The organism is Streptomyces sp. NPDC029292, assembly GCF_055569295.1.
Map to the genome: position 1 here is coordinate 54,081 of NZ_JBVHXR010000014.1, position 20,464 is coordinate 74,544.

A 20,464-nucleotide genomic window follows, 5' to 3' on the forward strand; every position below is an offset into this window, starting at 1 on the left:
AAAACAACCCCCCCCCCCCCCCCCCGCCCCCCCCCCCCCCCCCCCCCCCTCCCCCCCCCCCCCCCCCCCCCGCCCCCCCCCCCCCCCGGGCGGAAGCGGTCGGCGAACCATCACAATGACGGCATCGCGAACGGCGGAAACGGTGTCAGGAGCCGTCGAACCGGCTTCCGCGCCGGTGCATCTTGGCATCCTGTCCGACCTGCGCCTGTTGACGTCACGCATCCATGAGGTAAGAGACCTGCTGCCTCCCATGTTGATTGAGTCCACCCGGCATAGTGCCTGTATGACGCATTCACCGATGGCTGCAGTGTGGGAGGGGCTGGGCGGAGACCCAGCGCTGCTCTCCCGGGTTTCGACCGTGGTGCGGGAGGGCGCGCTGGAGGCTCGCCTGCCTGTACGGGAGTTGGCGCGGGCCTGTGTGGGAGTGTGCGCGCTGGCGGCCACCGAGTTGGGGGCGCGGCGGGCCGGGCTCGTGGACGTGCCCGAGGTGCGGGTGGACGACGGGGCCGTGGCCACCGCGTTCGTCAGCGAGCGGCATCTGCTGATCGACGGGCGCGCGCCGGTCAACTTCGCGCCGGTGTCTCGGTTCTGGCGGACGGCGGACGGGTGGGTGCGGACGCACGCGAACTATCCGCACCATCGGGCGCGGCTGCTGGGCGCGTTGGGGCTGGCGGACGACGCGACGGTGGAGGAAGTTGGCGGCCTGCTCGCCGAGCGGTCCGCGCTGGAGGTGGAGGAGACGGTGTGCGGCGCCGGGGGTCTCGCCGTCGCGCTGCGCACGGCCAAGGAGTGGGCCGCGCACGAGCAGGCGATCGCGGTGGCCGAACGGCCGTTGATCGAGCGTGAACGTATGGACTCCGCACGCGCGCGCCTGCTCGCCCCGCTCGACGGCGATCCGCTGCTGCCCGCCGCCGGGGTGCGCGTCCTGGACCTGACCCGGGTCATCGCCGGCCCGGTCGCCACCCGCACGCTCGCCCTTCTGGGCGCGGACGTGCTGCGTGTGGACGCGCCGCAGCTGCCCGAAGACCCCGACGCGCACGCCGACACGGGCTTCGGGAAGCGGTCGACGACGCTGGACCTGGCGACCGATCGGCGCACCTTCGAGGAACTGCTGGCCGTGGCGGACGTCGTCGTCACCGGCTACCGGCCGGGCGCCCTTGACCGGTTCGGGCTTTCGCCCGAGGCGCTGGCCGAGCGCAGGCCCGGGCTGATCGTGGCGCAGTTGTCGGCGTGGGGTGCGTACGGGCCATGGCGTGAGCGGCGGGGGTTCGACAGCGTGGTGCAGGTGGCCACCGGGATCGCCGCGACGGAGGGGTCGCAGGAACGGCCGGGCGCGCTGCCCGCGCAGGCCCTCGACCACGGCACGGGGTATCTGCTGGCGGCGGCCGTGCTGCGCGCGTTGACCGAGCAGTCGGAGCAGGGGTACGGCCGCTTGGTACGGCTGGCGCTCGCGCGCACCGCGGCCTGGCTGACGGACGGGATCGAGCGGGGTGCGGCGGGGGACGTGACGTACGACCGGCCGGACTCCTGGCTCGCCGAAACAGACAGCGGAATCGGGCGTCTCCGATACGCCCTGCCGCCGGTCTCGTTCGCCGGCGGACCCGCCGACTGGGCGCGCCCGCCGGGGCCTTGGGGGACGGACACGGCTCGGTGGGCATAGTTCACGGGTCGGCCTGAGTCACGGGTCGAGCGGAAACGTACCTATGGGCGGAATGCCGTTCCGCCCATTGTTTCCCTGCACTTGCCCGGTTCTGTGACACCTGGTGAAGATCTCGAGGTGACGTTGATACGACCCACAGCCGAGATGGCGGGCGCGGGCGAGCCGGCACGGCGCCGGGCCATCGGACGGGCCGTCGCCGTGCTCACCCTGGTGACCGTCGCGGCCCTGGTCCCGCTGCTCGGCCCGCGCACCGCGCTGCACGGTACGGGCGAGGCCGCGGCCCCCGGTGTCGGCGGCATCGCCGTGCTGCGCGTCCTCCTGTTCGTGGCGCTGTGCGTGCCCGCGGGCGAGCTGTTCGCGGCCCGGCTGGCCCGCCACGTGCCCGGCGCCCCGCTGGAGGACGCGCCCCGCAGTTGGGCGCCCGGCACCGCTGCCGCCGGGTTCGTCGCCGCGCTTGGGCTCGCGTCCGTGGTGGCGACCGGCAATCTGCTGCCGCATCATCTCGCCGACATGGACGTCGGCGGGCTCTACCGGACCCGGGACGGCAAACTGGCGCTCCTGGAGGTCAACGCGTTCGCGGTGGCATGGCTGTGCGCCCGCTCGCGCCGGCCGGCGACCCAGGTGTGGCCCCTGGCCACGGTGGTCGTCGCGGAGGCTCTGCGCGCCCACCCCGCCACCGAGCACAGTCCTCTGCTCGGCTCCGGCCTGACACTCGTTCACGTGACCTGCGCGACGCTGTGGGCGGGCGGTCTGCTGCACGTCCTGCGGATGCTGCGGAAGTGGCGTCCTTCGGAGGCGGGCATCGCGCTGCTCGGCCGCTACACGCGCGTGGCGGCCGTCCTGTTCGCGGCGATCACCGCGACGGGCATCTGGAGCGCCCTGCGCCGGATGCCGTCCGGCACGATCCTGGACCAGCTGACGACGACGGCGTACGGGCGCGCTCTGTTCGCCAAGGTCCTCGTCGTGGCCGTTGTCGCCGTCCTGGCCCTCTGGGCGCGCCTCCGCCTGCGCCGCGCACCGGACCCGCTCAGCGCCTACGTCCCCGCACGCGCGGAGGTCGTGGCACTGGGCGTGGTCGTCGCGGTCTCGGGCGTGCTGACGGCGCTGCCGCTGCCCATCAGATGGTGAGCCCTGTCGGCGGCCTCAGTTGGCGACGAGGACCTTGAGAGCCGTCCGCTCGTCCATCGCCTTGTAGCCCTCGGGCACGCCCTCCAGGCCGACGGTCATGTCGAAGACGGGCGACGGGTCGATGGTCCCGTCGAGGACGTCGGGCAGCAGCTCCGGGATGTACGCGCGCACCGGCGCGACACCGCCGCGCAGGGCGATGTTCCGGTCGAACATCACGCTCAGGTCCAGGCCCGTACCGCTGCCGTGCGGCACCCCGACGAAGCCGATGGCGCCGCCGTCGCGGGTGATGTTCACGGCCGTCCGCATGGACTGCTCGGTCCCGACCGCCTCCACGACGGCGTGCGCGCCCTGTCCCCGGGTCAGCTCGCGGACGGCCTCGACGGCCGCCTCGCCGCGCTCGGCGACGACGTCCGTGGCGCCGAAGCGGCGCGCGATGTCCGTACGCACCTGGTGGCGTCCGAGCGCGATGATCCGCTCGGCGCCGAGTCGCTTGGCGGCCAGCACCGCGCACAGCCCGACGGCGCCGTCACCGACGACGGCGACGGTGGCGCCCTTGGTGGCCCCCGCGCCGAGGGCCGCGTGGTGGCCCGTACCCATGACGTCGGACAGCGTCAGCAGGGCCGACAGCAGGTGCTCGTCGGACGCCGCCTCCTTGGGCAGCTGTACGAGGGTGCCGTCCGCGAAGGGAACGCGCACGGCCTCGCCCTGTCCGCCGTCGTACCCGACGGCACCCCAGAAGCCGCCGTGCTCGCAGGACGTGGTGAGACCCTCGCGGCAGTAGTCGCACACGCCGTCGGACCACATGAAGGGCGCGACGACCAGGTCACCGCGCTTGACGCCGGTCACCTCGGAGCCGGTCTCCTCGACGATGCCGAGGAACTCGTGCCCGATCCGCTGCCCCGGCTGCCGGGCCGCCTCGCCGCGGTACGCCCACAGGTCGCTGCCGCAGATGCAGGAGCGCAGCACCCGCACGACCGCGTCGGTGGGCAGCTGCACCACGGGCTCGGGCACGTCCTCCACGCGCATGTCGAACGGGGCGTGGATGGTGGTGGCGCGCATGGCGAGGGTCCTTCTCGTACGGGGCGTCGGTGAGATGCGCTCAGGGGGTGGTTGAGCGCATCTCACCGTACGCCGCCGCGGGCGCAAGTCGCGCGCCGAGGGTGCCCAGCACCCCGCGGACCAGCAGATACTGGGCCGCGGCATACGTGAGCATGATCCAGAAGTCCGGCCGCGGCAGCTGCGGCCAGTCGGCCACTCCGGTGGCGATGAGGGTGTCCGAGAGCATGAAGAGGGCGCCGCCGAGCCCTGCGACGAGCCCGAGCCGGGTGGCCCCGTACGCCATCGCGGTCAGCAGCAGGCTGTAGCCCGCGACGGGGATGCGGAGATCGGCGGGCAGGTCGGGCCACAGGAGGGTGACGGTGGCGACGAGGGCTACGGCGTACCCCCCTGCGAGCCGGACTCCACGCGCGCGTGCGGTGCCCTTTTCGGAAATCGTGTTCTTGAAGGAAATCGTGTTCTTGAAGAGCAGGAGATAGCAGACGTGCCCCGCCGCGAAGCAGGACATCCCCGCGAGGAAGGCCGGGTCGGCGCCGGAGAGGAGCAGTACGTCACCGCCCCAGCCGCAGAGCAGGGCGGCGACAAGGAGCCGCGGGCCGCCGCGCACGCCCACGTGGGCGGCGAGCAGGGGCATCAGGAGGGGCTTGGCGATCCGGTGCCCGAGGTCGAACCCCGCACCCAGGAAGACGAGGTCGACGACCACCGCGAGGCCGAAGGAAACGAGCAGCACGCGCGCGAGGCGTGGGTTCACGCGACGGGCTCCGTGACCGGTCTCTTCGCGGCGGCCGTCTCTGCGGGCTGCCAGCCGGGCCCGCCGAAGACCCGCCCCGCCCGCTCGCGCCAACTCGCCGCCGCCTTCAGGTCCCTGGCGATGGCGGCGTACTCATGGGTGGCCACCCGCAGGGGGTTGTACGTGGCGATGTTCTTGGTGAGCCCGTAGACGGGCCGCTCGATCTCGGGGACGAACGAGCCGAAGAGCCGGTCCCACACGATGAGGATCCCGCCGAAGTTGCGGTCCAGATAGCCGCCTTGGGAGGCGTGGTGGACGCGGTGGTGGGAGGGCGTGTTGAAGACGAACTCGAAGGGGCGGGGCAGCTTGTCGATGCGCTCGGTATGGATCCAGAACTGGTAGACGAGGTTCGCCGACGAGCAGAACGCGAGTGCGGCGGGGTGCACGCCGAGGGCGATGAGCGGGAGGTAGAAGGGCCACACGGTGAGGGACGTCCACGGCTGGCGCAGGGCGGTGGTGAGGTTGAACTTCCGGCTGGAGTGGTGGACGACGTGGCAGGCCCAGAGGATGCGGATGACGTGATGGCCGCGGTGGGACCAGTAGTAGAAGAAGTCCTGCGCGAGGAGCATCAGCGGGACGGTCCACCACAGGACGGGTACGCGCAGGGGGGTCAGCTCGTAGACCGCCGAGTAGATCGCGACGATCGGGAACTTCCACAGGAAGTCGAAGACGAGACTGCCGAGCCCCATCCCCACGCTCGTCGCGGCGTCCTTCGTCTCGTACCCGGCGTCGTCCTCGTCGGGATGCAGGCGGACGCTCACGATCTCGATCACCGTGAGCAGTACAAAGGCGGGTATCGACCAGACCACGACATCGGGGAGGTTCGGCATGGATGCACCGTAGAACCGCTGGTCCGCCGCCGCTAGGGGTTGTTACCCACAAGTATTACCGGCGGTACGCGCTTGCTTCTTGGTGATCTCCACCAAGGGGCGCCGCGGCCATGGACAGTGCGCTCACACTCCCGCAGCTCCCAGCAGGGTCCCCGCCGCGTACGTCACCGCCATCGCCAGCGCGCCCCCGCCCACGTTCCGCAGTACGGCGCGGCCCGCCTCCGCCGATCCCAGCCGTGCGCTCACCCAGCCGGTGACGACCAGCGAGGCGAGGACCGAGACGACGGTGACGAGCAGGCGCCAGCCGCTCGGCGGGAGGACGATCGCGAGCAGCGGGAGCAGGGCGCCCACCGTGAAGGAGAGGAAGCTCGCCCAGGCCGCGTGCAAGGGGTTGGTGAGGTCGTCGGGGTCGATGCCGAGCTCCACGCGCGCGTGCGCCTTCAGGGCGTCCCGTTCCGTCAGCTGCACCGCCGCCTCGCGGGCCACGTCCCGTGACAGGCCGCGCTCCTGCAACAGTTCGGTCAGCTCCTCGAGTTCGGCCTCCGGCTGTTCCTGGAGCTCTCGCCGCTCCTGCGCCAGCGCGGCCTTCTCGGAGTCCAGCTGTGTGGACACCGAGACGTACTCGCCCGCCGCCATCGACATGGACCCGGCCAGCAGCCCCGCGAGCCCCGCCGTGAGCAGCGCGGAGCGGTCGTCCGTGGCGCCCGCCACGCCGACGACGAGGCCCGCGGTGGAGACGATGCCGTCATTGGCACCCAGGACCGCTGCCCGAAGCCAGTTCAGCCGCGAACCGAGCGTTCCGACGTGGGCCTCGTCGTGCGTTGGTTCCGTCACACGGGGAGGATCGCACCCCGGGCGCCGTCAGCGGCGTACCGACGCATCACCACACTCGTACCGACGCTCCCCTCGCGAACACCGGACTCGTCGCGTCCGGGGGCGGATCACCGAGCGGCTCGGCGATTTCCGCCACCGTCGGGCCGGCCTTCGCCGCGATCCCGTCCAGGTACGCCAGGTCGAAGCCGTACACGCGTGCCGCGTTGCCGCCGACCATCGCCGCGATCTCCTCACGCGGCAGGCCCGCGTACGCGATCCGCAGGCCCTCCCGGGAGTAGGGATACGTGCCTTCGTCGTGCGGGTAGTCGCTGCCCCACATGATCTTGTCGAGGCCGATCCGGTCGCGCAGCGTGACCTCGTGCGGGCGCATGAAGCTCGCGCCGACCCAGCAGTTGTCGCGCCAGACCTCCGAGGGGCCCTTGCCCATCGACGCGGCGAGACCCGCGCCGAACTTCGACTCCGCGGTGGAGGACTTCGTCGCCGCCGCGACCAGTCGGCCGTGGTAGTAGTCCAGCATGTCGAGGACCCCCGGGATCCAGCCCGAGCCCTGCTCGGTCAGCACCAGTTTCAGGTCCGGGTGACGGCGGAACGCGCCGCCGAACACCAGGTGCCACAGCGCCCGGTGCGAGAACCACGTCGTCTCCACCATGAAGACCGCGCGGGCGGCCGGTTCGTCGCCGAGGGGTGGCGACGCGGAGCCCGCGTGGTGGTTCACCGGCACGTCCAGCTCCGCGCAGACCGCCCAGATCGGGTCGTACGTCGACGAGTACAGCTCCGGGAGGCCCGAGCCCGGGGGCGTGCCGGGGAGCAGCAGGCCGCCCCTGAGGCCCGCGCCGGCCGCCCAGCGGATCTCCTTCACCGCCTCGTCCACGTCGTTCAGGAGGATCTGGAACACGCCCGCGCGGCGGCCCGGCGCGGCGGCGCAGAAGTCCGCGAGCCAGCGGTTGTGGGCGCGCAGCCCGGCCCAGCGCTGCGCGAACTCCTCCGCCGTCGGGGCCGGTGCCATCAGGGAGGCCGACGGGAAGAACGGCGGGATGGTGTTCGGGAAGACGACCTCCGCGACGATCCCGTCCGCCTCCAGCTCCGCCAGGCGCCGCTCGGAGTTCCAGTTCTTGTCGGCCGTGTCGGCGAGCAGGTCCTCGTACGGATTGACGTACGTGGCCGCCCACGCGTCGAACGCGTCGTAGTACTCCTTGGCCAAGTACGGCTTGTAGTCCAGGAGATCGGCTCCCGCGTGGCAGTCGGCGGAGATCACCGTGTAGCGGTCTTCGGTCATGGAGTCACCCCCAGGGTCGGGAAGTCGTGGTCCGTCAGCCAGTGGCGGCCCACCTCGCGCGAGCGTGCCCAGGACGCCTCGACGGCCGTCTGGTCGTCGGACTGGCCGAGGTCGGCGGGGGTCGGGCCGATACGCCGGGCGAGTGGGGTCAGCTTCTCGGCGTCGAAGCCGAAGACCTCCGCCGCCGCCAGGCCGAGCATGCGGCGCGTCTCCTCGACCGGGATGTCATGGAAGGTTTTCGACAGCCACGCGCGCGTGTCGGGCCAGGTGCCCTCGGGGTGCGGGAAGTCGCTGCCCCAGAGGATGTTGTCGACGCCGATCTCGTAGCGCTGGGCCAGTTCACGGCGTTTGGTGTTCGTCGCGCAGATGAAGAGCTGCCGGTCCAGATACTCGTGCGGAGGCCGCTTCAGCTCCGCGAAGGGCGACAGCTTCTTGCCGCCGTGCGCGCCCAGGTAGAGGCGGTCCATGAACCAGAGGAGGTTGGGCAGCCACCAGCAGCCCGACTCCGCCACACCGAACTTCAGCCCCGGGTGCCGCTCGAACACGCCGGACCACAACAGGAACCAGAGCGGGCGGGCGGGCCACCAGGTCACCTCGCTCACGTAAATGCCCAGATGGTCGCCGTACTCGTGACGTGGCGCCGCCCCGGAGTGGGTCACCACCGGCATTCCGCACTCGGCGGCCGCCGCCCACACGGGGTCGTAACGGCGGTCGTGGTACGGCTCCTTGTCGACCCACATGGAGGGGATCATCAGGGCGCCGAGCCCCGACTCCTTGGCGCGGTACACCTCCGCGACGACCTTGTCGGGCGACGCCGTGACGGGCAGCAGGGCGACCCCGCAGTGCCGTTCGGGGTTCTCCCCCACGAACTCGGCGAGCCAGCGGTTGTGCGCCTGCGCGCCCGCCATGCCGAGCTCCGGGTCCTGGTCGCCGGAGAGGCCGAGGCCCACACCGAACGGGGCGGCCGTCTGGCTGTCCACGGCGTCCGCGTCCGGGAAGACCACCTCTCCCGCCACACCGTCGCCGTCCAGCTCCTTGAGGCGCTGCGCGGTGTCCCATCCGCCGCGCAGGCCTTCCTCGTTGTCCTGGAACCACTTGTTCGCGAACGCCTCGTTGCGGATGCCGAGCCGCGTCATCTCCGCACGGCGCCGGTCGCGGCCCGCGAGGAACTCGTCGAAGTCCCGGTGGAAACGGGGGTCCAGATAGGGCCGGTACTCCTCGGTGGGGAGCCCGGCGTGACAGTCGGAGGAGATGATCAGGTAGGGGTCCTGGCCGGTCATCGCGCACCCCTCGTTCCAGGATTCATCGCACACCCCTCAGTCCAGGATGAAGTTCTCTAGGTACGACGGCTCGGCCCGGTCGAGCATCGACTGCGACCGCGCCCGGATCTGCCGGTCGCTGTGCTCGCTCTCGGGCAGCAGCCAGAAGCGGCCTCGGCGGATCCCCTCGGCGACGAGGTCGGCGACCTCCTCGACCGGCGTGAACCGCACCTCCTGGCCCGCCTCCTTCATCGCGGCCTCCCACTGGTCGAGGCTGCGGTACGGGGTCTTCCTGGGCTTCTGCTTCGCGTACCGCGACGGCCGGTTGCGGTGCGACTCCCACAGTCCCGTACGGAGCATGTGGGGCCCGGGGAACAGCACGGACGCCCCCACGCGCGCGTGCTCCGCCTTCAGGTGGGCGTACAGGGACTCGGTCATCGTCACGACGGCCGCCTTGGTGACGGCGTACACGGAGGCGGTGGGCAGCGGGGCGATCCCGCCGTCGCCCGACGAGGTGTTGACGACGTGGCCCGGCTCTCCCCCGGCGATCATCCGGGGCACGAACGCCTGGATGCCGTGGAAGACGCCCCAGACGTTGACGGCGAACGCCCACTTCCAGTCGTTCGGGTCGTGCTCCCACATCCGGCCCTCGGCGCCGGAGCCGACCCCGGCGTTGTTGCACAGGACGTGCACCGCGCCGTACTTCTCGTACGTCTCCGAAGCCAGCGCGACGACCTGTTCGCGCTCCCCGACGTCCACCACGCGCGCGTGCACGTCGGCGCCGTCCTCCCGCAGTTCGGCGGCGGCCTTCTCCAGGGCGCCCTCCTCGACGTCCGCGAGGACCACCTTCAGACCGTCCGCCGCGAACCGCCGTGCCATCGCGAGCCCGATCCCGCTCGCCGCGCCGGTCACGACGGCGACCTGTCCTTCCCTGAGCTCCATCAGACGCTTCCCTCCGGCGGGCCGTCGAGGATCTGCTGCGGATCGTCGTAGCGCTGGTGGATGTACGGCAGCAGGGCCTGCGCGCTGACCCGCTCCACGACCTTGCCCTTCTGGTCGGTGGTCTTCTCGCCGAGGGTGATCTCGACGAGTGTGCGCACGGGGAGGTCGGCGACCGGGTCGTACATCGACTCGCGCAGGACGACGTCCCCGGTGACGCGCTCCAGCTTGCGCACCTTCTCGTTGCGCAGGCAGTGGACGAGGACGGGGCCGGCGTCGAAGCCCGAACCATCCACCGAGGGAAGGAACTTGAAGTAGAAGTCGGTCTTCTGGACGGGCTCGGGAAGCGGCAGGTCCCCGCTCACCGCGCCGCGCACCTCGACGAACGCGATGCCGTGCCGGGCGAGCGACGCCCGTACGACGAGACCGTCCCGCTCGACCGTCACCTCGCCGAGCTTCTTGGGCTCCCCGAAGACCTCGCGTCCGCCGATCAGGGCCCGCTCGTGGGTCATCGGCATGACCAGCGGATACCAGCCCTCGACACCGTCGTGCGCGGCGGCGACGGCGAACGAGCCCGCGCCCAGCGGGTATCCGGGCAGGTCGACCTTGCTGATGTTCACCCGCACCAGCGGCCGCCCGGTGGGTTTCAGCGGGGGCGGCAGGACCGCCGCGACCGCGTCCGGATCGCTCTCCCAGACGGCCACCACGCCGGTGGACCAGATGTCGGGGAGCTTGGAGCTCGCGGTGCGCGCGGCGGCGATCTCCGCCTCGGTCCGCGCGCCGTACCTCACTCGCGCCATGTCGTACCGCCCTTCTCTGATGGGCCGTCACCTGTAACAGAGTTACAGCAGACCCGGCGCAGGGTAAATACGCGTGCACGACGAAGACTTGGGGGCGCCATGACGAGACCGGCACTCACCCGCGAGACGGTCCTCGACGTCGCCGCGAACCTGGTGAAGCAGCACGGCCCGGACGCCCTGACGATGCGCAAGCTCGCCGCCGAGCTGGGCACCGCGGTCACCTCGATCTACTGGCACGTCGGCAATCGCGAGTCCCTGCTCGACGCACTCGTCGGGCGGACCGTCACCGATCTGGAGGAGATCCGCCCCACCGGGCGCACGCCCGCGCAGCGCATCGTGTCGGTGGCCCGCGCCCTGCGCCGTCAGCTGCGCGACCATCCCCACCTCGTCGCGATGGTGCACGAACGCGGCCTGACGGAGCGGATGTTCCTGCCCGCGCAGCAGGCGCTGGTGCACGAGGTGCATGCGGCGGGGCTACGGGGGGCGCGCGCCGCGGCGGTGGTACGCGCCGTGCAGTTCCAGGTCGTCGGGCACGTCCTGGTCGAGCGCAACCGCGAGCGCGCCCCGGCGCAGCACCCCGGCGAAGAGGAGCTGTGGGGGGCGCGGACGGCGGAGCGCGATCCCGCGCTCGCGCGGGCGCTGGCGGGCCCGGTCGACACGGAGAAACTGTTCAGCGCCTCCATCAAGGCGCTCGTGGCCGGACTTTTGGCGTCCTAGAGCCGCCCTGCAGCCCGAACGGGCTCTTCGAAGGGCGCGGCGGGATCCGAGGAGTGCGGCGCCCGGGATCCGCAGGGTGCGGAGTCCGGGCACGGGACTGTCAGTCGTGGCCCGTATCCTCATGGACCATGCTCGAAGACCTCACGACCGCAGCGTCCCCAGCCTCCTGGCCGGCCGCGTATCCGCAGGGATACGCGGTCGTTGACGTGGAGACCACCGGCCTGGCCCGGGACGACCGGATAATCTCGGCCGCCGTCTACCGGCTGGACGCGCGCGGTGAGGTCGAGGACCACTGGTACACGATGGTCAACCCGGAGCGGGACCCGGGCCCCGTGTGGATCCACGGCTTGACGAGCGACATGCTTGAGGGGGCGCCGCTCTTCCAGGACGTCGCCGAGGAGTTCTCCTCCCGGCTCGCCGACCGCGTGCTCGTCGCGCACAACGCGGTCTTCGACTGGTCGATGATCGCGCGGGAGTACGCGCGCGCGGAGCGCGAGGCACCGGTGCGCCAGCGGCTGTGCACCATCGCACTCTCCAAGGAGCTGGGGCTTCCGCTGCCCAACCACAAGCTGGAGTCGCTGGCCGCGCACTTCGGGGTCGTACAGCAGCGGGCGCACCACGCGCTGGACGACGCGCGCGTGCTGGCCGAGGCGTTCCGGCCGAGCCTGCGGGCCGCCGCGCGCGACGGGGTGCGGCTGCCGCTCCTTGAGTGCCGGCCGCTCAAGGAGTGGTCCGACAGCGCCGCCGCGCCGCGGATCGGGCGGCAGTCCGGCGGTTACCCGTCCGGGAGCGGCTACCCGTCCGGGAGTTGGCGCCCTTCACGCAAACGCCCCGCATGCCCCTATCCCAACCCAGGACGATACGAAGAGGGCAAACCACTCAAGCAGGGCATGCGGGTCGCGTTCTCCGGGGACACGTCCGTCGACCGCGAGCTGCTGGAGGACCGCGCCGTCGAGGCCGGGCTGCATGTCGCCACGAGCCTGTCCCGGCTCACCAGCCTGCTCGTCACGAACGACCCGGACTCCAGTACGTCCAAGGTGGTCAAGGCCAAGCAGTACGGGACACCGGTGCTCGACGAGGCGGCGTTCGGCCAGCTGCTGCGGGACGTGGAGCCCGCGACGCAAGCGTGACGCCCGTCCGGAGACTGTCAGACGGGTGATTGCCGGGCGACTCGCCCGGCGCCCGCTCGCCCGCGCCGCGTCGGCGCCTCACCCTGTGGCGCATGGCGACATGTGAAGTGTGCGGAAACAACTACGGCATGACGTTCGAGGTGCACGCGCAGGGCGCGGTGCATGTCTTCGACTGTTTCTCCTGTGCGATCCACCGGATGGCCCCCATCTGCGAGCACTGCCGTGTACAGGTCATCGGGCAAGGGGTCGAGGTCGAGGGCCACTGGTTCTGCGGCGCGCACTGCGCCCGCGCGGAGGGGAAGGTGGGGATCGTCGACAAGGTCTGAGTCCCGCACCCCCCTGAATACGCCCCACGACCGAGTTGTACGGTCGTGGGGTGTACCGCTTCCTGTTGTCCCGGCAGTGGGTGATTCTCACCCTCGTGACCCTCGCGCTCATCCCGACGATGATCAAGCTGGGTTTCTGGCAGCTGCACCGCCATGAGCACAAGGTCGCGCTGAACACGGTGATCTCCGAGTCGCTGACCGCGAAGCCGGTGCCCGCCGAGTCGCTCACCGCGCCGGGGCGGCACGTCAAGCACGACGACCTGTACCGCCGGGTGACCGCGAAGGGCCACTTCGACACCGCCCACGAAGAGGTCGTACGCCGTCGCACCAACTCCGACGGCGAGGTCGGCTACCACGTCCTGACCCCCTTCGTCCTGGACGACGGCCGGGTCCTCGTCGTCAACCGGGGCTGGGTCCCGGCGGACGGCGCGCAGACCGCGTTCCCGAAGATCCCGGCGCCCTCGAAGGGTGAGATCACCGTCACCGGCCGGCTGATGGCCGACGAGACGACCGCCGAGAGCGGCATCAAGAACGTCCAGGGCCTGCCGGACCGCCAGGTCATGCTGATCAACAGCGAGCAGCAGGCACAGCGGCTCGGCAAGCAGGTCCTCGGCGGCTACATCGAGCAGACCGCGCCGAAGCCCAAGGGCGACTCCCCCGAGCTGATCCCCGACCCCGAACACAGCGACATCGGTCCGCACATGGCGTACGCGGTCCAGTGGTGGCTGTTCTCGGCGGGCGTCCCGGTGGGCTGGGTGATCCTGGCCAGGCGGGAGCGCCGCGACCGCGCGGAGGCCGCCGCCGCCGAGTCCACTCCGGAAACGGCCGCCGCGGCCGTGTAGCGCCGGGACGGGCCGGGCGGGGCTTGGCCGTGCGAGGCCTGGCCGCAACGCACCCCGGCCCGCCGGGCGACACGTCCGACCTGCCCCGTACGTGTCCGCCCTGCGGCAAGCCGCCGCACAGGATCCGGCCGGTTCGGCTCCGCAGCCCGCCCCTCACCCGGTCGGCCCCCTCACCGATTGACCCCGGCCCCCGCCGGGAACTCGCCCCACGTGCAACAACGCATCGAGGACTACGCGCTCATCGGCGACGAGCAGACCGCCGCCCTGGTGGGCCGGGACGGGTCCGTCGACTGGCTCTGTCTGCCCCGGTTCGACTCGGCGGCCTGTTTCGCCGCCTTGCTGGGCGACGAGGACAACGGCCACTGGCGCATCGCGCCCAAGGGGGCGGGCGCCTGCACCCGGCGCGCGTACCGCCCCGACACGCTCGTGCTCGACACCCAGTGGGACACGGACGAGGGCACGGTCCGGGTGACCGACCTGATGCCGCAGCGCGAGCACGCCCCCGATCTCGTACGCATCGTCGAAGGGCTGAGCGGCCGGGTGACGATGCGCAGTCTGCTCCGGCTGCGCTTCGACTACGGCTCGATCGTGCCGTGGATGCGCCGGGCGAACGGGCACCGCGTCGCGGTCGCGGGCCCGGATGCGGTGTGGCTGCGCAGCGAGCCGCCCGTGCACACCTACGGCAAGGACTTCCGCACGTATTCGGAGTTCACGGTCGCCGAGGGCGAGAAGGTCGCCTTCGTGCTGACCTGGCACCCCTCGCACCAGCCGCGCCCGCCGCTGTCCGACCCGCACGAGGCATTGCGCACCAGCGTCGAGGACTGGCAGGCGTGGGCGGCGCGCTGCCGTTACGACGGCCCGCACCGCGACATGGTCGTGCGCTCCCTGATCACCCTCAAGGCCCTCACCTACGCGCCGACCGGCGGCATCGTGGCCGCCCCCACCACCTCGCTCCCCGAGGAGCTCGGCGGCGTCCGCAACTGGGACTACCGCTATTGCTGGCTGCGCGACTCCACACTCACGCTCGGCGCGCTCCTCGCGGCCGGTTATCTCGACGAGGCCGAGGCCTGGCGCGACTGGCTGCTGCGCGCGGTCGCCGGCGACCCGGCGGATCTCCAGATCATGTACGGCCTCGCCGGCGAGCGCCGCCTGACCGAGTACGAGCTGCCGTGGCTGCCCGGCTTCGCCGGCTCGTACCCGGTCCGGGTCGGCAACGACGCCGTACAGCAGCTGCAGCTCGACGTGTACGGCGAGGTCATCGACTCGCTGTCGCTGGCCCGGCGTTCGGGGCTGCCCTCCAAGCCGCACATGTGGCGGCTGCAGGTCGCCCTTATGGAGTTCCTGCGGACGGTGTGGCGGCAGCCGGACGAGGGGATCTGGGAGGTGCGTGGCCCGCGTCGGCACTTCGTGTACTCGAAGGTGATGGCATGGGTGGCCGCCGACCGCGCGGTGCGCGCTCTGGAGGGCGACCCGAAGCTGGACGGTGACCTGGCGGGCTGGCGAGCGATGCGCGACGAGGTGCACCAAGAGGTGTGCGAGCGCGGCTTCGACCCGGAGCGGAACACCTTCACGCAGTCCTACGGTTCGCGCGAGCTGGACGCGTCGCTGCTGCTCATCCCCCGCGTCGGCTTCCTGCCGCCCGACGATCCACGGGTCGTCGGCACGATCGACGCGGTCCGCGAGGATCTCGGCCACAACGGCTTCCTGCGCCGCTACACCGCCGAAGGACCCAGCATCGACGGGCTCCCGGGCGGCGAGGGCACGTTCCTGGTCTGCTCGTTCTGGCTCGCGGAGGCACTGCATCTGACGGGCCGTACGCGGGAGGCCCGCGAGCTGTTCGAGCGGCTGGTGGGGCTGGCCAACGACGTGGGCCTGCTGTCCGAGGAGTACGACCCCGTCGCGGGCCTCCAGCTCGGCAACTTCCCGCAGGCGTTCAGCCATATCGGCCTGGTGGGGACCGCCCTCGCTCTGTTCGGGGGCGAGCAGGCAGGATAGGGGCCATGGATCTTGGACTGAAGGACCGTGTGTACGTCGTCACGGGAGCCACCCGTGGCCTGGGCAACGCCGCCGCGCGTGAACTCGTCGCCGACGGCGCGAAGGTGATCGTCACGGGGCGCGACGAGAAGAGCGTCGCCGACGCCGCGTCCGCGTTCGGCCCGAACGCGGTCGGGGTGGCCGCCGACAACGCCGGCCCGGGGACCCCGGCCCGGCTGATCGCGGCGGCCCGTGAGCGCTTCGGGGGCTTCGACGGCATCCTGATCAGCGTCGGCGGCCCGCCGCCCGGGTTCGTCGCCGACAACACGGACGAGCAGTGGACGGCCGCGTTCGAGTCCGTCTTCCTGGGCGCGGTGCGGCTGGCCCGCGCGGCCGCGGCGGAGCTCGGCGAGGGCGGTGTCATCGGCTTCGTGCTGTCCGGCTCGGTGCACGAGCCGATTCCGGGGCTGACCATCTCCAACGGTCTGCGCCCCGGCCTCGCGGGCTTCGCCAAGTCCCTCGCGGACGAGCTCGGCCCGCGCGGCATCCGCGTCGTCGGCCTGCTCCCGTCCCGCATCGACACGGACCGCGTCCGCGAACTCGACGGCCTCTCCGCCGACCCGGAGGCCACCCGCGCCGCCAACGAGGCCCGTATCCCGCTGCGCCGCTACGGCACCTCGGAGGAGTTCGGCCGCGCGGCCGCGTTCCTGCTCTCGCCCGCGGCGTCGTATCTGACGGGCATCATGCTGCCGGTGGACGGCGGGATGCGGCACGGGTTCTGAGCCGGAGGGTCAACTCACCCTCTCGGCCCGGTGCTTGACCCCGCGGAGGCGTACGTCCGCGGGGAGCGCGGCCAGGCCCGCGGAGTCCCGCGCGTGCGCGAGCGCCTCGGTCGTCAGCAGGTGCAGCGCGTGCCCGGGGTCCACATGCGGTTCCAGCAGGAGCTGCACCCGCGCCTCGGGGGTGCTGCGCCGCCCGGTCAGCAGCACCTGGGCCCGCTGGACGCCGTCCGACTGCCCCGCCTCATCGGCCAGTACGCCCTCCAGGGCCCGCCCGCGCAACAGCGCGCCCTCGCCGTCGCCGGTGTCGACGAGCACCTCCGTGAGCCGGCGCCGCCGCAGCACGGACGACAGCCACCACAGGGCGAGCACGACGAGGACCGCGAGGACGGCGATGACGCTCGGCCACCACCACCCGTGGTCCCGCCACCGGGTCCGGTCCGCGTCACTGAGCAGTACGTCGTGCCGCCCGTCGTGGATCCACCACGAGGGCGGCTCGAGACCGAGCCCGACGGCGAGCACGGAGCCGCCGAGGACGACCAGCGCGAGACCGATGATCCCGAGCAGGACGCGGTTGACGATCCTGAGCACCGGCCTCACCCCTTCCGGCCCGGGCGTGCGACGTGCACCGACAGAGCGGGCGGCCGGGCGAGGCCGAGCCCCCTGATGCCGTCGGCGAGCGTGGCGTCCAAGTCGGCTCGTACGTCGTCGAGTTCACGGAAGTGCGAGAGCGCGCGGACGTCGACCTTCCTGCGTCCCATGCGGACGCGGACCGACTGCACTCCGGCGACCTCCATGGCCCGGTCGCGCAGCGCCGTCGCGGCCGCGCCCCGGTGCAGTCCCGCCCGCACGTCGGCATGGGTGCGGCGCATCGGCAGGACGTCCCGCAGTCCGGGGGTGGCGGCGAGTACGACCAGCCAGATGCCCAGAGCGGCCACCACTCCGGCGCCGACGAGCACCCAGGTGTCGTCGAGGGGGCGTTGGGCGAGCTGCCGGGCGAGGGACCTGCGCCAGTGCATGGCGGGCCGGTGGGCCCGTACGGCCGCGATGTCGTACAGGAAGGCACCCGCGCCGACGAGGAGCAGCGTCGCGAGGATGCCCGCGGGGACGCGGCGAGCGGACCAGAACCGGCCCTGGCCGCCGTCCTCGGCATCGAGAGTGGGCAGCGGTTCGTAGGCCGCCGAGGAGGCGGACTGGCCGAGCTCGCTCTCGGCGGCCTTTTCCATGACAGGCATGCGCCGGGTGTTCTCGGAGCCCTGGGGCTCGCTCATTGCGTCCTCCCCTGTGCCGCGCCGGGCGCCTGCGCCAGGTGCAGCCGCTCCACCTGGACGGCCACCTCCGGCACTTCCATCCCTACCAACGCCCTTACCCGCTGGGCGACATGGCGACGCACCGCATGGCACTGGCCACCGATGTCGGAGGGATAGTCGAGTTCCAGGCTGACGCGGACGCGGGCGCTCTCGTGGTGCACGACGACCGTCGCGTGCGGGGGCATGGCGTCCGGGGGCAGCGCCACCAGGGCCTCCCGCGCCGCCTGCGCGGCGATCTTCGCGACGACCCGGTCGGCGATCCGGGTCGCGCCCCGCTCGGCCGCCGCGACGGCCGTCACGGGCCGCCGTGGCTCACCGAGCCGACCGGGGTGAGAGGTCACGCGTCACCGCCGCCGGTCGTCGCGGCTGCGGAAGAAGTCACCGACGTCCAGGTCCCCCTCCAGGAACCGCCCGACGACGAAGCCGATGGCCCCCAGGGCGGCCACCAGCAAGAAGGCCCCGAATCCGCCGAAGTACCCGGCGAAGGCCAGCGCCATTCCGGCGATCATGCCGATCACGGCCAAGCTCATGGTGCGCTCCTCAGCAGTTCGGTGGCCGGGGGGTCACTGAAGCCGCGTCTCCGGCTCCTCTTCCTCTTCGTCCGGCAGCTTCACGTCGCTGACGGCGATGTTGACCTCGACGACCTCGAGCCCGGTCATGCGCTCGACGGCCGCGATGACGTTCTCCCGTACGGCGTGGGCGACGTCCGCGATCGACACGCCATAGTCCACGACGATCTCCAGGTCGAGCGCGGTCTGCAGCTCACCGACCTCGGCCTTGACGCCCCGCGAGACGGATTTCGAACCGCCGGGCACTCGATCGCGCACCGCCCCGAAGGTGCGGCTCAGCCCGCTGCCCATCGCGTGCACGCCGAGCACGTCGCGGGCGGCGAGCCCGGCGATCTTCTCCACGACTCCGTCGGCGATCGTGGTCCGTCCCCGGGTGGCGGGATCACCGCCGCCGCGCTTGGTGACACCGGGCTTACGGGTCTGCGGTGACTCCTTCTCGCCCTCGGAAGTCCCCGTCCGGTTCCGCTCCGTCATGTCGGTCATGGCCGTACGTCCCTTTCGGTCGTCCTCCTCTGCCCACAGTAAGTGGGGTTGCGCGCTCGCGCGCCGGGGATGCGGCAGGCTGGGGCAATGACGGCGGACCGGTGGACACAGGTGGTACGAAAGCAGCTCGGGCTCGGCAGGCTGCTGCCCCTCGGCCTCCCGCACGACGGCGCGTGGATCACGGAGGAGGCGGCCGACTCGGTACTGCGGCGCGCGACGGCTTCCGTGCGCGGCGTGCACCTCGGCACGCTCCGGATCTCCCTCGCCGACCCGGACCAGGCGGACGACCCCGTCGTGCCGCCCCCGCCGAGCGCTCTGCCACCCGGCTCCCTGCGCATCGGCGCGGAGTTCACGGCCTCGGCGGACCCCACGGCCCCGGGCATCGACCCGCTCCCGACAACGGCGGCCCGCCTCCGCCTGGCCCTGGCAGCGGCGGCGACGGAACGGCTCGGCCTGACGGTCACGGACGTGGACCTGCGGGTGACGGGCCTGCTGGAACAGGACGGCACCCCTGCCGCCGTACACCCCGATGAGGTGCGACCGGCCGCCGAGCCGACAGGCGCCGACGAGTCACAGGTGGCAGCCGCCGCGCTGTCCGTCCCGGGCGTGACCCGTCTGACGGACGTTCTGGGCCGCCCGGTGCACATCGAGGAGGTGCGCGGCGGCGACCCGGCCCTGCCGCGTCGCCATGTCCGCGTCGAACTGGCAGTGACGGCGGAGGAGCGGACCGCAGATGTGGCAAGGGCCGTGAGAGCAGCAGTCACGCAGGTCCTGCCGGACAGCCCATCGGTGGCTGTCCTGGTAACCGCCGTCCACTAGAGCGCCCGTTCAGAGGCGCGGGGCTGTGACCTATGCGGCTCCGCCGCGTGAGCGCGACCAGCCCACCCGAACCCGCAGCCCCGAGACGACCTCAGTCACCCACCCCCGCAAGATCCCGCAGCCGCCGAGCCTGAGCGGCACGCTCAGCAACGCGCTGTTCCTCGTACGTACGGTCCTGCGCCCCGCGCAACAACGCCTTCGTCTCGATGACCGCGTCCCGGGGCGCAGACAACAGCGCACCGGCAAGATCCCGCACCGCTTCATCAAGCTGCCCGCCGGGCACCGCAAGGTTGGCGAGACCGGTGCGCTCGGCCTCCTCGGCCAGCACAAACCGACCCGTCGCGCAGATTTCGAGCGCGCGGGCGTATCCCACGAGGCTCACCAGCGGATGCGTACCCGTGAGGTCGGGGACGAGCCCCAGGCTAGTCTCGCGCATGGCGAACTGCACGTCGTCCGCGACGACGCGCAGGTCACAGGCGAGCGCGAGCTGGAACCCCGCACCGATGGCATGCCCCTGCACGGCGGCGATGGACACGACGTCGCTGCGCCGCCACCAGGTGAACGCCTCCTGGTACTCGGCGATGGTCGCGTCGAGCTCGGCATCGGAGCCACGCGCGAGGTCGATGAACGACGGTTCGCCGTCGAAGCCCTCGGGCGTGAACGCCTGCCGGTCGAGCCCCGCGGAGAAGGACTTGCCCTCGGCGCGCAGGACGACCACACGGACAGAGCCCGGCAGTGACCGCCCGGCCTGCGTCAACGCCCGCCACAGAGCAGGACTTTGGGCGTTGCGCTTGTCCGGGTTGGCCAGTGTCACCGTGGCGATCGCGTCGTCGACGGTGAGCCGTACGCCGTCCTTGTCGAATACCGGGTCGAGCGAAGCCATGGGGCGCCTCCGATGGGTGCAGTCGGATCAGGTGCTTACCCCGTGAGGAACACGAGGGAC

Annotated in this window: 23 protein-coding genes; 9 read left to right on the forward strand and 14 right to left on the reverse strand. The window is 72.0% G+C overall.

Going from position 1 to position 20,464, the window contains the following annotated elements:
• The first annotated feature begins 283 nt into the window (after window positions 1-283).
• Window positions 284-1,660 carry a CoA transferase gene (locus tag ACZ4WS_RS28115; protein WP_467984606.1) on the forward strand — a complete coding sequence of 459 codons (1,377 nt, stop codon included), beginning with the start codon at window positions 284-286 and terminating at the stop codon, window positions 1,658-1,660.
• A 117-nt stretch (window positions 1,661-1,777) separates the two neighbouring features.
• Window positions 1,778-2,788 carry a CopD family protein gene (locus ACZ4WS_RS28120; RefSeq protein WP_467984608.1) on the forward strand — a complete coding sequence of 337 codons (1,011 nt, stop codon included), beginning with the start codon at window positions 1,778-1,780 and terminating at the stop codon, window positions 2,786-2,788.
• Between the two features lie 15 nt (window positions 2,789-2,803).
• Here ACZ4WS_RS28120 and ACZ4WS_RS28125 read toward each other — a convergent pair whose 3' ends face one another.
• The 8 genes from ACZ4WS_RS28125 to ACZ4WS_RS28160 form a co-directional block, all read right to left on the reverse strand.
• Window positions 2,804-3,847, reverse strand: a complete 1,044-nt coding sequence (locus ACZ4WS_RS28125) for a zinc-dependent alcohol dehydrogenase family protein (RefSeq protein ID WP_467984610.1) — start codon at window positions 3,845-3,847, stop codon at window positions 2,804-2,806.
• A 40-nt stretch (window positions 3,848-3,887) separates the two neighbouring features.
• Window positions 3,888-4,595, reverse strand: a complete 708-nt coding sequence (locus tag ACZ4WS_RS28130) for a lysoplasmalogenase (RefSeq protein ID WP_467984612.1) — start codon at window positions 4,593-4,595, stop codon at window positions 3,888-3,890.
• Window positions 4,592-5,464 carry a sterol desaturase family protein gene (locus tag ACZ4WS_RS28135; protein WP_467984614.1) on the reverse strand — a complete coding sequence of 291 codons (873 nt, stop codon included), beginning with the start codon at window positions 5,462-5,464 and terminating at the stop codon, window positions 4,592-4,594. Before ACZ4WS_RS28135 ends, ACZ4WS_RS28130 begins: the two co-directional genes overlap by 4 nt.
• A 123-nt stretch (window positions 5,465-5,587) precedes the next feature.
• Complete coding sequence (locus ACZ4WS_RS28140; RefSeq protein ID WP_467984615.1) at window positions 5,588-6,298, reverse strand: VIT1/CCC1 transporter family protein; 711 nt, start codon at window positions 6,296-6,298, stop codon at window positions 5,588-5,590.
• 46 nt (window positions 6,299-6,344) lie between these two features.
• Entirely contained in the window at window positions 6,345-7,574 is a 1,230-nt protein-coding gene (locus ACZ4WS_RS28145) for an amidohydrolase family protein (protein ID WP_467984617.1), read from the reverse strand.
• Window positions 7,571-8,854, reverse strand: coding sequence for an amidohydrolase family protein (locus ACZ4WS_RS28150; protein ID WP_467984619.1), 1,284 nt, complete (start codon window positions 8,852-8,854; stop codon window positions 7,571-7,573). Before ACZ4WS_RS28150 ends, ACZ4WS_RS28145 begins: the two co-directional genes overlap by 4 nt.
• A 36-nt stretch (window positions 8,855-8,890) precedes the next feature.
• Window positions 8,891-9,775: an SDR family NAD(P)-dependent oxidoreductase gene (locus ACZ4WS_RS28155; protein WP_467984621.1), complete on the reverse strand. Its 885-nt coding sequence runs from the start codon at window positions 9,773-9,775 to the stop codon at window positions 8,891-8,893.
• Window positions 9,775-10,572 (reverse strand): acetoacetate decarboxylase family protein, encoded by a 798-nt coding sequence (locus ACZ4WS_RS28160; RefSeq protein ID WP_467984623.1) that lies wholly within the window; start codon window positions 10,570-10,572, stop codon window positions 9,775-9,777. Before ACZ4WS_RS28160 ends, ACZ4WS_RS28155 begins: the two co-directional genes overlap by 1 nt.
• A gap of 99 nt (window positions 10,573-10,671) precedes the next feature.
• Between ACZ4WS_RS28160 and ACZ4WS_RS28165 the strand changes: the two genes are divergently transcribed.
• From ACZ4WS_RS28165 to ACZ4WS_RS28190, 6 genes are all read left to right on the forward strand, one after another.
• The gene (locus ACZ4WS_RS28165) at window positions 10,672-11,289 is read left to right on the forward strand and encodes a TetR/AcrR family transcriptional regulator (protein ID WP_467984625.1); all 618 of its coding nucleotides are present in this window, start codon (window positions 10,672-10,674) and stop codon (window positions 11,287-11,289) included.
• Window positions 11,290-11,417: 128 nt separating this feature from the next.
• Entirely contained in the window at window positions 11,418-12,419 is a 1,002-nt protein-coding gene (locus tag ACZ4WS_RS28170; protein ID WP_467984626.1) for a DEDDh family exonuclease, read from the forward strand.
• A 92-nt stretch (window positions 12,420-12,511) separates the two neighbouring features.
• On the forward strand, window positions 12,512-12,745 hold the full coding sequence (locus tag ACZ4WS_RS28175; protein WP_467984629.1) for a hypothetical protein: 234 nt from the start codon (window positions 12,512-12,514) through the stop codon (window positions 12,743-12,745).
• Between the two features lie 50 nt (window positions 12,746-12,795).
• Window positions 12,796-13,587, forward strand: a complete 792-nt coding sequence (locus tag ACZ4WS_RS28180; RefSeq protein WP_467984630.1) for an SURF1 family cytochrome oxidase biogenesis protein — start codon at window positions 12,796-12,798, stop codon at window positions 13,585-13,587.
• A gap of 210 nt (window positions 13,588-13,797) precedes the next feature.
• The gene (locus ACZ4WS_RS28185; protein WP_467984633.1) at window positions 13,798-15,582 is read left to right on the forward strand and encodes a glycoside hydrolase family 15 protein; all 1,785 of its coding nucleotides are present in this window, start codon (window positions 13,798-13,800) and stop codon (window positions 15,580-15,582) included.
• Between the two features lie 5 nt (window positions 15,583-15,587).
• Window positions 15,588-16,343, forward strand: coding sequence for an SDR family oxidoreductase (locus ACZ4WS_RS28190; protein ID WP_467984635.1), 756 nt, complete (start codon window positions 15,588-15,590; stop codon window positions 16,341-16,343).
• A gap of 9 nt (window positions 16,344-16,352) precedes the next feature.
• On the opposite strand, the gene amaP is transcribed toward ACZ4WS_RS28190, so the two are convergent.
• The 5 genes from amaP to ACZ4WS_RS28215 are packed head-to-tail and all read right to left on the reverse strand — an operon-like array spanning window position 16,353 to window position 18,702.
• Window positions 16,353-16,940, reverse strand: a complete 588-nt coding sequence (amaP, locus tag ACZ4WS_RS28195; protein ID WP_467984638.1) for an alkaline shock response membrane anchor protein AmaP — start codon at window positions 16,938-16,940, stop codon at window positions 16,353-16,355.
• Window positions 16,937-17,611: a DUF6286 domain-containing protein gene (locus ACZ4WS_RS28200; protein ID WP_467984640.1), complete on the reverse strand. Its 675-nt coding sequence runs from the start codon at window positions 17,609-17,611 to the stop codon at window positions 16,937-16,939. Before ACZ4WS_RS28200 ends, amaP begins: the two co-directional genes overlap by 4 nt.
• A complete protein-coding gene (locus ACZ4WS_RS28205; RefSeq protein WP_467984642.1) occupies window positions 17,608-17,991 on the reverse strand; it encodes an Asp23/Gls24 family envelope stress response protein in 384 nt (127 codons plus the stop codon). Before ACZ4WS_RS28205 ends, ACZ4WS_RS28200 begins: the two co-directional genes overlap by 4 nt.
• A 3-nt stretch (window positions 17,992-17,994) precedes the next feature.
• Entirely contained in the window at window positions 17,995-18,180 is a 186-nt protein-coding gene (locus tag ACZ4WS_RS28210; RefSeq protein WP_467984643.1) for a hypothetical protein, read from the reverse strand.
• 33 nt (window positions 18,181-18,213) lie between these two features.
• Window positions 18,214-18,702 (reverse strand): Asp23/Gls24 family envelope stress response protein, encoded by a 489-nt coding sequence (locus tag ACZ4WS_RS28215; protein ID WP_467984645.1) that lies wholly within the window; start codon window positions 18,700-18,702, stop codon window positions 18,214-18,216.
• 87 nt (window positions 18,703-18,789) lie between these two features.
• Between ACZ4WS_RS28215 and ACZ4WS_RS28220 the strand changes: the two genes are divergently transcribed.
• A complete protein-coding gene (locus ACZ4WS_RS28220) occupies window positions 18,790-19,521 on the forward strand; it encodes a nucleopolyhedrovirus P10 family protein (protein ID WP_467984647.1) in 732 nt (243 codons plus the stop codon).
• Window positions 19,522-19,612: 91 nt separating this feature from the next.
• On the opposite strand, the gene ACZ4WS_RS28225 is transcribed toward ACZ4WS_RS28220, so the two are convergent.
• Window positions 19,613-20,404, reverse strand: coding sequence for an enoyl-CoA hydratase/isomerase family protein (locus tag ACZ4WS_RS28225; RefSeq protein WP_467984649.1), 792 nt, complete (start codon window positions 20,402-20,404; stop codon window positions 19,613-19,615).
• Window positions 20,405-20,464: the final 60 nt, after the last annotated feature.